General features: G+C 55.4%; 11 protein-coding genes. 5 read left to right on the plus strand and 6 right to left on the minus strand.

Annotated elements, in window-relative coordinates; genetic code table 11:
- Positions 1-16: 16 nt before the first annotated feature.
- On the minus strand, positions 17-1,663 hold the full coding sequence (locus B2590_RS08090) for an FMN-binding glutamate synthase family protein (RefSeq protein ID WP_286811672.1): 1,647 nt from the start codon (positions 1,661-1,663) through the stop codon (positions 17-19).
- Between the two features lie 248 nt (positions 1,664-1,911).
- Here B2590_RS08090 and B2590_RS08095 point away from each other — a divergent pair, with 248 nt between their 5' ends.
- Positions 1,912-3,501 carry a BCCT family transporter gene (locus B2590_RS08095; protein ID WP_041334750.1) on the plus strand — a complete coding sequence of 530 codons (1,590 nt, stop codon included), beginning with the start codon at positions 1,912-1,914 and terminating at the stop codon, positions 3,499-3,501.
- 63 nt (positions 3,502-3,564) lie between these two features.
- Here B2590_RS08095 and B2590_RS08100 read toward each other — a convergent pair whose 3' ends face one another.
- From B2590_RS08100 to B2590_RS08115, 4 genes are all read right to left on the minus strand, one after another.
- The gene (locus B2590_RS08100) at positions 3,565-4,515 is read right to left on the minus strand and encodes an alpha-L-glutamate ligase-like protein (RefSeq protein WP_036206034.1); all 951 of its coding nucleotides are present in this window, start codon (positions 4,513-4,515) and stop codon (positions 3,565-3,567) included.
- A complete protein-coding gene (locus B2590_RS08105) occupies positions 4,515-6,032 on the minus strand; it encodes an inactive transglutaminase family protein (RefSeq protein ID WP_036206035.1) in 1,518 nt (505 codons plus the stop codon). The genes B2590_RS08100 and B2590_RS08105 overlap by 1 nt, the downstream gene beginning before the upstream one ends.
- Positions 6,029-6,826, minus strand: coding sequence for an ATP-dependent zinc protease (locus B2590_RS08110; RefSeq protein WP_085681345.1), 798 nt, complete (start codon positions 6,824-6,826; stop codon positions 6,029-6,031). The genes B2590_RS08105 and B2590_RS08110 overlap by 4 nt, the downstream gene beginning before the upstream one ends.
- Positions 6,827-6,980: 154 nt before the next feature.
- Positions 6,981-7,367 carry a hypothetical protein gene (locus B2590_RS08115; RefSeq protein ID WP_036206881.1) on the minus strand — a complete coding sequence of 129 codons (387 nt, stop codon included), beginning with the start codon at positions 7,365-7,367 and terminating at the stop codon, positions 6,981-6,983.
- A gap of 367 nt (positions 7,368-7,734) precedes the next feature.
- On the opposite strand from B2590_RS08115, the gene rmuC reads away from it, so the two are divergent.
- Both rmuC and B2590_RS08125 read left to right on the plus strand, forming a co-directional pair.
- On the plus strand, positions 7,735-9,210 hold the full coding sequence (gene rmuC / locus B2590_RS08120) for a DNA recombination protein RmuC (RefSeq protein WP_228210907.1): 1,476 nt from the start codon (positions 7,735-7,737) through the stop codon (positions 9,208-9,210).
- 5 nt (positions 9,211-9,215) lie between these two features.
- Positions 9,216-10,076 (plus strand): hypothetical protein, encoded by an 861-nt coding sequence (locus B2590_RS08125; RefSeq protein WP_136633171.1) that lies wholly within the window; start codon positions 9,216-9,218, stop codon positions 10,074-10,076.
- Here the strand turns inward: B2590_RS08125 and B2590_RS08130 are convergent.
- Positions 10,067-11,086 (minus strand): AraC family transcriptional regulator, encoded by a 1,020-nt coding sequence (locus B2590_RS08130; protein ID WP_286847918.1) that lies wholly within the window; start codon positions 11,084-11,086, stop codon positions 10,067-10,069. The genes B2590_RS08125 and B2590_RS08130 overlap by 10 nt on opposite strands.
- A 177-nt stretch (positions 11,087-11,263) precedes the next feature.
- Here B2590_RS08130 and B2590_RS08135 point away from each other — a divergent pair, with 177 nt between their 5' ends.
- Both B2590_RS08135 and B2590_RS08140 read left to right on the plus strand, forming a co-directional pair.
- Entirely contained in the window at positions 11,264-12,382 is a 1,119-nt protein-coding gene (locus B2590_RS08135; RefSeq protein WP_286811675.1) for a CaiB/BaiF CoA transferase family protein, read from the plus strand.
- A 119-nt stretch (positions 12,383-12,501) separates the two neighbouring features.
- On the plus strand, positions 12,502-15,180 hold the full coding sequence (locus B2590_RS08140; RefSeq protein WP_286811676.1) for a penicillin acylase family protein: 2,679 nt from the start codon (positions 12,502-12,504) through the stop codon (positions 15,178-15,180).
- Positions 15,181-15,298 lie beyond the last annotated feature (118 nt).

Below are 15,298 nucleotides of genomic sequence, written 5' to 3' on the forward strand. Positions count from 1 at the left end.
AATTCTTCGGGCATTTCTATCGCAGTTTGGTTTCTCGAAGCTGACGAATAAACTCCGGCGGATCGAAGCTGTCCGGGGTAGCGTTCGGCCAGTAGGTATCAAACACTCTTTCACCGGTCTCTCCTTCCAGAAGGGCACCCGGCTCCAGAAAGGGAAACAGGTCCATATAGGAATGGGTTTCCGTCTTGGAGGTGCGGCGGATGATGTGTTCCGGCCCAAGTTCGGAGGGGTGCTTGAGCCCTGACGCCTCAAGCAGGTTCATCAAGGCTTCCAGGGTGTTCTTGTGATAGTTGTAAACACGCTGGCTCTTATCCTGAACATCAAGCTTTTTACTTCGCCTTGGGTCCTGGGTTGCAACACCGCTGGGGCATTTTCCTGTATGGCAACTGAGCGCCTGTATGCAGCCGAGAGAGAACATGTAGCCCCTTGCCGCATTACACCAGTCTGCCCCCAGGGCCAGGGTCCGGGCTATGTTGAATGCTGAGGTGATCTTGCCCGCAGCGCCAATGGCAATGTGTTCGCGCAGGTTGGTGCCCACGAGTGTGTTGTGTACCAGCAACAGGGCCTCCGTCATGGGTGTTCCAATACGGTTGATGAACTCCAGAGGAGCCGCGCCGGTGCCGCCTTCACCGCCATCCACAACGATGAAATCGGGTGTTTTTCCTGTCTCCAGCATGGCCTTGACGATGGCGAACCACTCCCAGGGATGGCCTATAGCCAGTTTGAAGCCCACCGGTTTGCCGCCCGATAGCTCACGGAGTTTCTCCAGAAACTCGAGAAATTCCCTGGGTGTGGAGAACGCTGAATGGCTTGCCGGGGAAACGACATCCTTGCCAGCTTCGACGCCGCGGGCCTCGGCAATTTCCGGTGTTACTTTCTCGCCGGGAAGAATGCCCCCATGTCCAGGTTTGGCACCCTGGGATAGTTTGACCTCTATCATTTTTACCTGGTCGAGAGCGGCATTGCGAGCGAACCTCTCTTCGTTGAAAGTGCCGTCTTCGTTGCGACATCCGAAGTATCCGGAACCAATTTCCCAGACCAGATCTCCGCCCGGTTCCCGGTGATAGCGGGATATGGAGCCTTCGCCGGTATCGTGATAGAAGTTCCCCATTTTTGCGCCAGCATTGAGGCTCAGGATGGCATTGGCCGACAACGAGCCAAAACTCATCGCCGAGATGTTGAAGACGCTGGCGTTATAGGGCTTGGCGCACTGTTTGCCAATCACGATCCGGAAGTCAGCGTCTTTCAGTGCAGAAGGCTGGAGGGAATGGTTGATCCACTCAAAACCCTCGTCATACATACCTAACTGTGAGCCGAAAGGGCGCTTGTCGAGTACGTTCTTGGCTCGCTGGTAAACGATGGTGCGCTGTTCACGTGAAAAGGGGCGTTCGTCGGTGTCGGACTGGATGAAGTACTGGCGTATTTCCGGGCCAATCGATTCAAGAAAATACCGAAAATGGGCGAGGATGGGGTAATTTCGGCTAACAGTGCGTTTACGCTGAAGCAGATCCCATGTGCCGGTTGCCGCCAATCCCCCGAGCAGGACGGGGACGACATAAAACCAGCCCCCCCAGATGGTACTGGCCAGTAGAGAAACGATAAAGCCAGTCAGGCTCAGCGCATAAAGCGTATATCGGAAGGGGAAGGTTTCGGTTTTAGCCATAAACTCCTCTGAGTGGATGTGCAGTATGTTTGCAGAATATTAACAGTATAAGTGCGGGAGATACGTTCCCGTATGGCAAGACGGATCAAGGAGTAATTTGTACGAACACTGAAATATTGGTCTAAGATTGTTTTCAGGGCGTAAGTTGTCCGTTCTTTGATGTTTTGAACTCAAAGCAATAAGATGGCGAGCTTGTAACGTTTGCATCCGAATATTGAAAAGATTTTCACCAACAGGAGGCTCAAAACGTGGGCGACGTTGTAAAAGACGAGTACCAAACGGATTACGTCGCAGGCCAGGATAATATTAATCCGTTTGGCCTGGACCTACACGCGCCAGTTTTTCCGATTACAGCAATAATCGTTGTTGCGTTTGTAATCGGGACGCTGATTTTCCCGGGAGAGGCGAAGGAGCTCCTCGACGGCGCCAAATGGTGGACCATCGCACAATTTGACTGGTTTTTCCTGATCAGTGCCAACATTTTTGTCGTTGTCTCCCTTGCTCTTATATTCATGCCCGTTGGCAAAATCCGCATCGGCGGGATGGACGCCAAACCAGAATTTTCGACGATGTCGTGGTTTGCCATGCTCTTTGCAGCAGGTATGGGTATCGGTCTCATGTTCTGGGCCGTTGCCGAGCCAGTCGCCTACTACACGGGCTGGTATGAAACGCCGCTCGGCGTTGAGGCCAATACGGCCGAGGGCGCGCGGTTGGCCATGGGTGCGACCATGTATCACTGGGGTCTGCATCCCTGGGCAATCTACGCGATTGTGGCTCTGTCTCTGGCGTTTTTCGCCTACAACAAGAACATGCCGCTGACCATTCGCTCTGCGTTCTTCCCACTGCTCCGTGATAGGGTTTGGGGCTGGCCCGGTCATATCATTGATATCCTGGCGGTGGTGGCAACCATTTTTGGTCTCGCCACGTCTCTTGGTTTTGGTGCGCAACAGGCTGCTTCCGGCCTGGATTACCTGTTCGGGATTTCGTCAGGTATCAACGTGCAGATGGCGATTATTACCGGCGTGACGGCTCTTGCCCTGATTTCAGTGCTGCGAGGCCTCGACGGTGGCGTTAAGATCCTGAGTAACGTCAACATGTCACTGGCCGGCATTCTGTTGTTCTTCATTATCTTTGCCGGTCCGACCATGACCATTTTCGAAACCATCTGGGTGACCTCATCCAGCTACGTCGGCAATGCGCTGGCACTCAGCAATCCGTTTGGTCGTGAAGATGAAGCCTGGTTCCATGGCTGGACGGTCTTCTACTGGGCGTGGTGGATTTCCTGGTCGCCGTTCGTTGGTATGTTTATCGCTCGCGTATCCAAGGGCCGCACGGTTCGTGAATTCGTGACTGCGGTACTGATCGTGCCGACCGTTATTACCGTGGTTTGGATGAGCGCATTTGGCGGTTCCGCTCTGGAGCAGATCCAGGACGGCATTGGTGCTCTGGCTGAAAATGGTCTGACGGACGTGTCCCTGGCCATGTTCCAGATGTTCGCTAACCTGCCGTTCGTTGCCATCTCATCCTTCGTGGGTATCGTGCTGGTGCTGGTGTTCTTCGTGACATCGTCTGATTCCGGCTCGCTGGTCGTGGACAGCATTACCGCGGGCGGTAAAACCGACGCTCCGACTGCGCAGCGTGTGTTCTGGGTAGTAATGGAAGGTGCCATTGCCGCAGCACTGATCTTCGGTGGCGGCGAAGACGCACTGGGCGCGATTCAGGCAGCTGCCATTACGGCAGGGCTTCCGTTTACAGCCGTGTTGCTGGTCATGACCTGGGGGCTGCTGAAAGGCCTCACCCATGAGCGCAAGCTGCTGATTGCCGAAGGTAAGCTCTGAGAAGTGTGAGAAAGTAAAAAAACCGGGGTTTGCCCCGGTTTTTTTGTGCCTGCTATTTGAAGGTCAGGTTTTGGACGTGAAGGTATCCATAGCGAATGCGGCTCTTTCTTCCGGGGTGAAGTGCGTCCTTCGGAGGGCTTCGATTTGCCTCAGGCGCGGCAACAGACCGCGACCATTGGCCATCTGGATGGCCAGGCCGGGGCGGGCGTTCAGCTCAAGCAGCAAAGGCCCTTCGTTTGCGTCCACGACCAGATCGACACCCATATATCCCAGCCCGGTTGCCTCGTAGCATCGTGATGCCATTACCAGCATTTCCTGCCAGTCATCAATCACCAGGTTCTCCAGGGCGAGGCCTGTATCGGGATGCAGGGTGATCGGTCGATTGAACTGTACCGCATTCAGGCTGTGGCCATTGGCGATATTGAGTCCAACACCTACGGCACCCTGGTGTAGATTAGCCTTGCCATCTGAAGCGGTTGTAGCCAGCCGAAGCATTGCCATCACGGGGTAGCCCTGAAAAACGACGATGCGGATATCCGGTACACCCTGGAAGGAATACTTGGCGAGTGATGGAATCGATTCCACCAGGTTCTCGACAATGGCGACGTCGGGCGTGCCGGCCAGCGAGTAGAGCCCGGCAAGAATGTTGGACAGGTGGCGCTCAAGGTGGCTCGAGGATACCCGCGAGCCCGAGGCCTTGACGTAATCGTTATCGTCCCGGCCGGTAATCACGGTAATCCCTTTACCTCCGGAACCCTTGGCCGGTTTGATGGCAAAGCCGTCCAGGTCCTCTGCCATTTCCCGGAAATGGGAGATTTCGTGTTGCTGACGCACCACCTGCAGCAGCCTGGGGGTGCGAACATCGTATTCGGCAACCACCAGCTTGGTTTTGAGTTTGTTGTCCACCAAGGGGTATGAAGAACGGCTATTGTACCGCGCAATGTAGTCCACATTGCGCCGGTTCATGTTCAGCATGCCCAGTTGGTTCAGCTTGAAGGGCGAAATCCAGCCCATCAGTTATACGCCTTCATCGGATAAAAACGACGGAGCTCTGTGAGCTTGTAGCCCGTGTACTGTCCCATCAGCAGGATCAGCCCCAAAACCACGAAATGAAGCTCCGGGAAATTAAACGTCAGGTGGCTCGCCAGGGGCGCGCTCATAATCAGAAATGCGCAGACTGCGACAAACAAACTGCCGGCTCCCTGAACAAACACCTCCCGGGCGCCTTCCTCTTCCCAGAGTATGGACATGCGCTCTATCGTCCAGGCGATAATCACCATGGGGAAGAAGGTAACCGTCATCCCCGTGTTGAAGCCCATTTGATAACCCGCAATGCTCAGCCCGGCCGTGATAAAGATCACGAGAATGATCAGCGCGGATATTCGCGAGACCAGCAGCAGGTTAAGGCTCGACAGGTAGCCACGCATGAGCAGGCCAATGGCCACCACGGAAATAAAGGCTATCAGCCCCGGAATCAGTGTCGTCTGCACAAAGGCCACGGCGATCAGTATCGGCATGAACGTGCCGGACGTTCGTATGCCGACGACAATTCGCATAAAGGCCACCACGAGCGCCCCAAGGGGAAGCAGCAGAAGCATTCTGAACATGCTTTGCTCTTCAATGGGGAGCTGGTAAAGACTCAGGAAGCCGAGGCCATTCTCGCTGGACTGAGCCTGCGCCAATTGCAGTGCCGGGATGGTTTGCCGAAGCATGGAAAAGCTAACGTCTGAATTGTCACCGCCGACAATATCCAGCAGGGAAGCTGCAGCCTGTCGCCACAGCAGGACATGTTCCGGAAGCCCCTGTTCCGCTGTGCGGGGATTGAAGGTCAGCCATCGGGAACCGTCGTAGATCTGCAGGAATGGACGAAGTTGCTGGCGTCGCCTGGCATCTTCCAGGGCCAGGCCGTCTGCCGTTCGAGCGGGAATGCCTGCATGGTTGAGCATCCGGGTCAGCAGATCAATGTAGTTTGCTTCGGACACGAGCAGGGTGGTGTTCTGGGCGCCCTGGTCCGGTTGGAGCAGCTTGATCAGTTCCCGGGTCATGCTCTCAGGCGTGCTGGAGCGTTCAGCGGCCTGTTGCAACAACTCTTCCACGGCTGTTGCCTGAGGTTCTTCCCAGAAGACCGGTTCAGGTTTGGGCGGTCGTTTGGGCTGGCTGCCAAGGGCTCTGTCATCAGGGATCAGTTGAACCTTGAAGTAGAGCGTCTGGGGGCCGCTAACGTTGCGCTTTGACCACTCAGCCCGGCGTTCACCGGAGTCATCCACGATGGAAAAACCGTAACCGGGAGATGCAGCCTGCTCCGAAATAATACGGAATTGGGGTGGCTGATCAGGGATGTTCAGGCTGGCGAGTACGGGTTCTCCGGTGCCATCGAAGTCCACTCGGGCCTCGACCATCCAGACCGGCTTTTGCTCCCCCGTAAACCAGGGAATGCCGAGCTCGACGTGCCGCCAAGTGGCTATCGAAAGTCCAGCCACAATGAGAAGGAGGATAGCGAAGAAAAACGGAATGCGTGAGCGGCTACTCAAGGTTGGTCCCCATTTTCTTCGGCTGGCAGTTTGTCGGGCAGTTCGGTGGCGAACTCCTTGCCCACATCAATCAGCATGACGTCCCTCAAAATGTTGCGGCCAACCAGCACCGTGTGTGAGAGGTGCTCTCGGTTGGTCAGTGTAAACTCAGCCTGTTGCCGGTGGTTGCCAATCATGAACTGCAACTCCACAACCACACGGCGTTCCGATTCATCGGTGCTGGACTGGATAATCCTGACCCGGCGTGAGATTTCCCGTTCCAGCGTTACCATGTCTTCGGAGTCAGGTACCGGCACGTCAAACCTTACCCAGTTATTCCCATCCCGTTCAAACCGGGTGATGTTTCGGGCATCCAATGAAGAGGTTTCGGCCCCGCTGTCAATGCGAGCGTCGTAGATCAGGCCGGGGCCAGCAAGGTAGAATTTCTCCAACTCTCCAACAACAACCTTGCCCTTGAGTCGGTCGGCCCTTCCGTCGCTCTTGGAGCCAGACTGCCCCGCTGTGCAGGCCTGCTGTTTGGGGGTAGGAGGGCAGGCGGGTTTCTCGACCTGTTCGGTGATGGCATCGAGGATGGTTTTCGTGGATTCCTCATTCAGCCGGGTCAGCGCCTGGAAACTCTCATCCGTCCGGTTCTCAAGGCGAACGACCTCTTCACCCTGATTAATAACGGAGGTATTCAGTGCCTCAAGATCCTGCTTTGGCACCATAAAGTAACGATCCGCAGTGCAGCCAGCGATGAGTGATATCACAAGGCCGGCCGCAGCCAACTTTCCAAACTCTGAACGTATAGACAAGATCCGAAACCCCTGAATCCACGGCTTTGATACTTTAATTACAGAGTGCTGCAAGGATAATTCGGGTGTGCTAGAACAGCCACTTGTAATCACAGGCCGGCAGTATACAACAACATAACTGTTGAGTCGGTTTACAGATCATTAACGGCGGGTATTATTTTTTCCCGGATGTCCGGGAAAGGAAGTGGTTTTGTGCAAGAACTTCTTCGGAACGAAGGTATTCCTGCACCACAGGGGAGCAGTTCAGGTAAAACAGCAGCAGTTCTCTCTGGACATCCTGATCCTGAATGCGGGAAGCGAAGTGAATCAGATCGCGGATGGATTCGTCCCCATTGTTCTGAAAGGTTCTGCCGTAGCGCCCCTTCAGGATGCCAGTCAGTCTTTCCAGGTGGAATTCCCCGGTGTGGGTCATATGGGGAAGAATGCGAAAACCACCGTGGCTGGCTTGAGCGCCAGGCCTGCGGTATTCACGGCCTTCCACGTCCGAACACCCGGAATGGGAGAATTCAGATCCCAATTTTCTCCATAGCTCTTTGAGCATGTTGAATTCCTGTCCCTTATACTGCTCCTGGACCTTGGCACCCGGCAGCAAACCAGCCATTCTGTCGGCAAACAGGCCACATTCACCGTTTTAGATGATATTACGTTCCGAGTCCAGAGCCGGATGCCTTGGGTCGGGAAATTTGCCAATTGGTCCACTAGAACCAGTGAATGGCAAACCTTTGACGTGAGTCCGAACAAAAAGGTTCCACGAATACGGTAAACTGTTGTTCTATCGTAATGTTTGAGTCAGTCATTTAGAGGAGATCGGGGTGCCCGAGGCAATCATCGATATAGTGGGGCGTAGGCCGGAAACCGTCACTTTGCTGATTTTGTTGGTGCTAGCGCTGTGCTGTCTGGTGTTTTCAATGGTTAAGGGGGGCCGTGCCAGATCCGCACTCCGGGAGCTTGAGTACACGCGGGCGATGGACGAACAGCGCCTCCATCAGCTTGAAGCTGCTCTCGAAAACGGCAAAACCGAGGCAGAGCAGGCGAGCCGGGACACCGAACATTGGCGACAGCGTGCGGCAACGCTGGAAAATCGGGTGGCCGGGCTGGAGTCCGAAAGTAAGGCGCGGCTGGATCGCATAGAACAACTCGAAACCGAGAGGAAGTCCCAGCAGCAGCGAGCCGATGAGCTCTCCCGCGAGCTTGGCGACGCCAGGGTTGCCCAGCGCGAGCAGGAAGTAACGCTGGACAAGGAGCGCCGTGCAACCACGGAGAAACTGGAGTTACTGGAACGAAATCGTGATGCGTTGAAACAGGAGTTCGAGAACCTTGCGAATCGTATTTTCGAGCAGAAGAGCGAGCGCTTCAGCCAGCAGACCCGCACCAGCATCGACACCCTGCTGAACCCATTCCGGGATCAACTCCAGGATTTCCGTAAACGGGTAGAGGACGTCTATACCACCGAAACTCGGGATCGACAGGCATTAAGGAGTGAGATCAAATCCCTGCAGGAACTGAACCGCCAGATCACCGAAGAAGCTTCCAACCTCACGAAGGCGCTTAAAGGAGACAAGAAAATCCAGGGCAACTGGGGCGAGCTGATTCTGGAGCGCGTCCTCGAGCGCTCCGGTTTGCGCAAGGGTATTGAGTATGAAACCCAGGGCAGCTACCGAGATGATGACAACCAGTTGCTGCGCCCCGATGTCATCGTTCATTTGCCGGACAGCCGAAACCTGGTGGTGGATTCGAAGGTGTCCCTGCTGGCCTACCAGCAGTGGGCAACAGAAGAGGATGAGACTGCCAGGGAAGAAGCCCTTCGCCAGCACGTTGAGGCGGTGCGTAATCATATTCGCGCCCTGAGCGAGAAAGATTACAGCCAGCTTCACGGCCTGCACTCTCCGGATTTCGTGTTTCTTTTCATGCCCATTGAACCGGCCTTTGTGGCTGCATTTCAGCAGGACGAGAACCTATTCGCAGAAGCATTCGAGCGAAAGATTATTGTGGTTACACCGACGACATTGCTTGCGACCTTGCGAACCATTGAAAATATCTGGCGATACGAGCGTCAAAGCCAGAATGCGCGTAGGATTGCCGACCGTGCCAGTGCGGTGTACGACAAGCTTCGGGTTTTTGTAGAAGCGATGGAAAAGCTGGGCAGCCAGTTGCACACCGCGCAGGGAACCTATGATTCGGCGATGAATACGCTCACCCGTGGCCGTGGAAACCTTATCTCGCAAGCCAACCGCTTTGTGGAGTTGGGCGTTCGTGTTAAAAAAGAACTCCCGAAAGCGATTTTGGATCAAGCCGAAGTGGACGCCGATGGTGTGGATGACACCAGCGATCCGGTCGGGCCCACGGTGGACGAAGACGCCGCCCGGGATAATCAGCAGGAGTAAACAAGATGGTGAAGATAACCCGAGTCGGGCGTCGTTCAGTCAGTGGTTTTATGTTGGCATCCCTACTGATGGCCGGTCAGGTTAGTGCCCTTGAGCCTGAACACGAGACCCGGCGATTAATGCTTGCCACTGAAGAGGCCGTTTCCTCAGAGAGCTGGGGTGAAGCGGGTGAGTACCTGAACCGTCTCCAGCAACTGGAGGGGGAGAAACCGGCGAACTATTTCTATTTTCGCGGCCGCGTGATGCTGGAATCTGATCACTACAATGAGGCACAAGCAGCGTTGGAAAAGTACGTCAGTCTGGCGGGCAGTGAAGGCGAGCACTACACCGATGCGCTCAAACTGATAACCAATGTCGAAAAAGCCCGCCAGCAAGAGGGCGCAAGTGCCAAGAACAATGGCTCTATTGATCCGGAGCCAGTGGCCATTATCGAGCCTGCAAGCGAGCAGTCACTGGGGAAACTCCGGGAACTCTATCTGGCGGATTCGAACGCCGACGCGCTGGTGATTCATGCCAATACGCTCCTGGACGTTGCTGGTTGGCGTGAAGATCAGAGGATCGTAAGGCTGGACCGTCCTGCCGATGTGTCGTACAGGATTGAGAGGCTGAACGACACTATCAGTATCCAGGAGTCCCGACGTGAGTCCGGTGGTCGTGTTGTCAAAACAACCGAGTCCATGGGCGTTTTCGGAGTCAATCCTCAGATTGAATGGAATTGCGAGAGTTCAACCGCCAGTTGCTGGATTTACGACCCACGAGATGGCTCGCGGTTGATGAAACTCAGCCCGGATCGCGAACGGGCCGAGGAAATTGCCCGCACCCTTGGCCGGCTGATTCGCACCATGCAGAGCCCCAGTCAATCCTGAAGCTGACCCCGTTCGCCTTCGCGGTAAGCACCGGGAGTGACTCCTGTCCACTTCTTGAAGGCGCGGTGAAACGTTGAGGGTTCGGTGAATCCGACCCGAAACGCAATGTCATTGATCGGCAGGTCTGGCCGGGACAGGTAATAGATGGCCATGTCCCGGCGTAGTAGGTCCTTGATCTCCTGGAAGGAGGTGTTTTCCTGCTTCAGCCGTCGGCGAAGAGTCTGGGGGCTGGTGTGAAGCTCTGTGGCAATCCATTCGAAGTCGGGCAGGGATCTCGCAAAATCCCGGCCAATCAGTGCGCGGATACGTCCGGTGAAGGTGTTGCTCTCGTCCGGGCGCGACAGCAGGTCGGCCGGTGAGGTTTTCAGGAACTGCCGCATTTCCGGCTTGTCGCGTATCACCGGAGCCTGTAGAAAACGCTTGTCGAACGTCAGGGCGGTTTCACTGGCTTCGAACGACAGTGGGCAATGGAAGATATGCCGGTATTCGTCGCCATGGGGCGGCCTGGGGTAACTGAATTCCGCCTTAAGCAGCTCCACCGGTTGCCCGATCAACCAACTGCCAAGACGATGCCAGATGACCAGTATGCTTTCCCGGAAAAAATGCATCGGGTCGTGGATATCCCCTTCGATCACCGTTACCAGCCGGGCAGTCCTGTCGTCCACTTCCAGTTTCATGGTGACCATGGGCTCGAACAGGCGGCAAAAATCAAACGCCTGGCGATAGACCGCCTCAAGATTGGGGCAGTCGATAACCAGCGCGCACATGGTGGCGAACGTGCCGGTGCGGCAGCGGCGTGGCCCCAACCCCATGAACTCATCGTCCATTGCGTTCCAGGCAGCCTGCATCAGCCGGCTGTACTGGGTGCTGCTCACCCGGGCCATTTCGATCTTCAGCAGGTCCGGTGAAACTCCGGCCTCGCGCAGCATTGTATGGGTATCAATCCCCGCTCTTTCGGCCCCAACCAATGCGGCTTCCACGAAGTGCCTGGAAACGGTGAGTTCCGACATATCATCCTTTATCCTTATTGAACGAAGCCCATCATAAAACCCCTTGGGTACAATGCAACCATCACTCTCGCGCCGCACTGGAAGAAATAGTCAATTGGAATGATGGAACCGGCAGTTGGCCCCGCGGGGAAAACAGGGCAGCATCAGGGTTGTCCAAAAATAGAGAAGGAGGTTTGCATGCCCGGCCCACTGAGCAACCTGAAGGTTCTGGATTTCAGTACATTGCTGCCAGGCCCCTACGCTACCATGCTGCTGGCGGATATGGGCGCGGATGTATTGCGGGTGGAGGCCCCTGGCCGCCTGGACCTGACCCGAGTGATGCCGCCGCTGGAAGATGGCGTCAGTACGTCCCACACCTTCCTCAATCGGGGTAAGCGATCCCTTGGGCTGGATTTGAAGCAAGAGGGCAGTGCGGACCTGGTCAAGCAGCTGGTGACAGAGTACGACGTGGTGATTGAACAGTTTCGACCCGGCGTTATGGACCGGCTTGGGATTGGTTATGAAACCCTCAAGGCCATCAACCCCAATCTTATTTACTGCGCGATTACCGGTTACGGTCAGACTGGCCCCTACAAGGATCGGGCAGGGCATGATATCAACTACCTTTCACTGGCAGGAGTTTCCAGCCATTGCGGTCGCCGGGAAACCGGGCCACCACCGATGGGTATCCAGGTTGCCGATGTGGCAGGCGGCTCACATCATGCCGTTATGGGGATACTGGCGGCTGTGATTCACCGCCAGCAAACAGGAGAGGGGCAGTTTATCGATATCAGCATGACCGACGCCGCCTTTGCCCTCAATACGATGGCCGGTGCTGCAGCCTTGGCGGGAGGGCAGCAACAGAAGCAGGAAAGCTCCATGCTCAACGGCGGCACCTTCTACGACTACTACCAGACCAGCGACGGCCGATGGTTGTCTGTGGGTAGCCTGGAGCCCCAGTTTTCCGACCGGCTTTGTGATGCCCTGGGCATCCCCGACATGAAGAGCTTTGCCTTGAGCCAGAACCCTGAGCACCAGCAGGCCATCCGGGAGGCGTTGAAGTCCACCATTGCACAAAAAACGTTGGAACAATGGCAGGACGTATTTGCGAACGTTGATGCGTGCGTGGAGCCGGTGCTGACCATTACCGAGGCAGCCGAACATCCTCAGCTGAAAGCGCGCGGCATGGTTATTGATGTGGCAAAAGGTAACGGGGGGGGGCAAAAGCAGATTGGCCACCCGATCAAATTCAGTGCAACGCCCTGTGAGAGCCGTTATATCGGCCGGACACTGGGGGCCGACAACGGCGATTTCTGAGACGCCCAGACAAAAACTGAATCGTTCGTCAGTCCTTAGCTAAATAACGGGTTGTCTGCTAATTTGTGAGAGTGAGTCATCTTTGGCTTACCCATAACAATCACAATGGACGAATCACTATGAAATCGCTTCGCAAACCTTTCAGGAGCGCAGACAAAAGCGCGTTGAAAGCGGCCGGGGTAGCGCTGGCCAGCAGCTTTCTGATTGCAGGATGTTTCGACGGAAGCAGTTCTTCTTCCGACTCCGATAGCTCGGTGAACGAACAGCTTTTCCCGGCGGACGGTACATTTGAGGCAACTATAAGGAGGACAGCCGGCGGGGTTCCGCATGTGAAGGCGGATGACTTGGCCTCTGCGGCGTTTGGTCATGGTTATGCCCAGGCCCAGGACAACGTATGTGTGTTGGCCGAGGCTATTGTTAAAGCCAGAAGTGAGAGGGCCAAGTATTTTGGCCCGGGACCCAATACGGCTTTCGGTGTAGGGCTCAATATAGTTAATGATTTCAGCTACAAAGCCCAAAAAATATACAGTGGCGCTGAACGAGAGCTCCCGACGCTAACGGATGAGAGCCGCGCACTGATTGAAGGTTTCACCGAGGGTTATAATCGCTACGTCGCCGAAACCGATCCGGGCGACCTGCCTGAGGAATGCAGGGATCAGGAGTGGGTGCAGGCGATTACCCCGGTTGATCTCCTGGCTCATTATCGAGTGGTTGGGCAGTATGCCAGTGGTGCCCAATTCGCAACGGGCGCGGTTTTCCTGGCAGTTCCCCCTGGGGAAAGTCCTGCCCCGGTGGCGGTTTCAGCGGTTGCCAACGCTGAACAGGTTGAGCAATTGCGCAAGGACGTCGTCGCAACGGCAAAGGCCAATGCTGGGGCCGTGCAGGATTTCACCGACATGGGCCTCGCCAGTAACGCCTGGGGTATTGGTAGCACGATGACTGAGCAGGGCCGCGGTGCGCTCCTTGCCAATCCTCACTTCCCCTACACCGGGCACCGGCGCCTCTACGAAGTGCAGATGACCGTTCCGGGGTACCTGAATGTTCATGGAGCGGGGTTGCTAGGTACCGCAATACCGCTTATCAACTTCAATGAAAATCTGGCGTGGTCGCACACCGTTACCACGAGCCGTCGATTTACCTGGTATGAGCTCACCCTGAAGACGGGGGATAACCTTACCTATGTAAAAGATGGTGTGGAAAAACCCATTGAGGTTGAGACCTACCAGATCGAAGTAAAAATGCCCGGCATGCCGGAACCAGCGGTTCTTGAGCGGGATTTCTATTTCTCCGAGTACGGACCCATGATCGCCGCCAATGCTGTCAACAACCAGTTGCCGGCCTGGGGTGGCAATGGCGCGTTGAATTCGACCGGATCGGTAGCGATGACGTACCGCGATGCCAACGCAAACACCGGCGGTTTGTTGGATACCTGGCTGCAAATGAGCCGGGCGAGCAACCTTTCTGAATTTCAGGATGTATTCAGGAACTGTGGGTCTACACTCTGGACGAACACCACCTATGCCGATGACCAGGGCAACGCGTTCTACATCGATAGCAGTTCTGTGCCCAACCTTTCCGACAAGGCGATTGCCCTTGTCAATTTCAGGCGGTTTGGCAGTGCTTCGTACGCCGGGTTGTTTGATCAGGGTGTCACGCTTCTTGATGGCAGCAAGTCCATTGAGGATTGGGTTGAAACCTCGTGCGGCCCATTGGTCCCGTACAGCGATAAACCCAAGCTGGTTCGCTCCGACTGGGTTCAGAACTCGAACAGCAGCTATTGGGCGACAAACCCTGATGAGTTCCTGACAGGTTACTCACCACTGTTTGGTCAGGAAAAAGCAGAGATCAATGCCCGTACCCGTTTGGGTATCAAGATGCTTCAAAATCCCCTTGAGCCGGGCGTTCCATCAGCTCCGCTCCCTGCGGGGCAGGACGGTAAGTTCAATGCTGAAGAGCTTTTGGGTGTGATCTGGAACAACCGTTCCTGGTACGCGGAGCAGTTTCTGCCTGAGCTTCTGGAACGTTGCGATGCGATAGGAACCACAGCGGTTGGCGGGCAGGACCTGTCATCCTGGTGTCAGTCGCTGGAAAACTGGGATGGTCTCTACAACCGTGATAGCGTTGGCGCCCATATCTTCAGGGTTTTCATGGCGAATTACCTTGAAGACGTGAACACGGATCTAACCCAGCCGTTCAGCCCTTCTGATCCGGTCGGTACTCCCGCCAGTCCGTCAGAAGACAATGCGGGCACACCAGACGATACTATGCTTCTGGCACTCTCGGCAGGTGTTGACGCGCTTGTGTCTCAGGGTATTGCTCCCACAACCGCCCTGGGTGACCTGCAGTATTACCGTGCATCAGGGGGTGTCGTACCGGGCTCCGGCGATATGCCTGTGTTCCAGACCGTTGAAATTCCCTGGCATGGGGGCGACGGCAGTATTGACGGTGCGTTTAACGCGATTGGTGTTGTGAGTGAGCCATTTGCGGAAGATACCCGCTTCCCCCGAATTGCTCCGCCCACTATTCCCAATACAGCCGGCCTTTCCGACGGAAGCAACGGTATAGACGGTTGGTTAATGGCAAGGGGTACGAGCTGGCACTTTGGCCTGGAGTTCACGGATAACGGCCCGGAGGCGTATGGCCTGGTTAGTTATTCCCAGTCCACGGATGCCATGTCCGACTACTTCAGTGATCAGAGTGTGCAGTATTCCAATAAGGAGTCTCGCAAGCTCTTGTTCACGGAGGATGAGATTGAAGCAAACCTGCTTCCTCAGGGGGAGACGGTGATATCTCAGTAGTCGTTAAGATTAGATAGACAACCTATTCACTATCAGTAAAGCAAAGGCCGGCGAGACTGACTCGCCGGCCTTTTTGTATCTACTGTACCAGCTGCCAAAAAAAAGGTTCATCGCACTT

It is taken from the genome of Marinobacter sp. UBA3604, assembly GCF_002375325.1.
GTDB lineage: Bacteria > Pseudomonadota > Gammaproteobacteria > Pseudomonadales > Oleiphilaceae > Marinobacter > Marinobacter salarius.

Excerpts from the sequence above, each read along its gene's own strand:
- B2590_RS08090 (WP_286811672.1), bottom strand. The coding sequence starts at position 1,663 with ATGGCTAAAACCGAAACCTTCCCCTTCCGATATACGCTTTATGCGCTG.
- B2590_RS08100 (WP_036206034.1), bottom strand. The coding sequence starts at position 4,515 with ATGGGCTGGATTTCGCCCTTCAAGCTGAACCAACTGGGCATGCTGAAC.
- B2590_RS08115 (WP_036206881.1), bottom strand. The coding sequence starts at position 7,367 with ATGCTCAAAGAGCTATGGAGAAAATTGGGATCTGAATTCTCCCATTCC.
- rmuC (WP_228210907.1), top strand. The coding sequence starts at position 7,735 with ATGGTTAAGGGGGGCCGTGCCAGATCCGCACTCCGGGAGCTTGAGTAC.
- B2590_RS08125 (WP_136633171.1), top strand. The coding sequence starts at position 9,216 with ATGGTGAAGATAACCCGAGTCGGGCGTCGTTCAGTCAGTGGTTTTATG.
- B2590_RS08130 (WP_286847918.1), bottom strand. The coding sequence starts at position 11,086 with ATGTCGGAACTCACCGTTTCCAGGCACTTCGTGGAAGCCGCATTGGTT.
- B2590_RS08135 (WP_286811675.1), top strand. The coding sequence starts at position 11,264 with ATGCCCGGCCCACTGAGCAACCTGAAGGTTCTGGATTTCAGTACATTG.
- B2590_RS08140 (WP_286811676.1), top strand. The coding sequence starts at position 12,502 with ATGAAATCGCTTCGCAAACCTTTCAGGAGCGCAGACAAAAGCGCGTTG.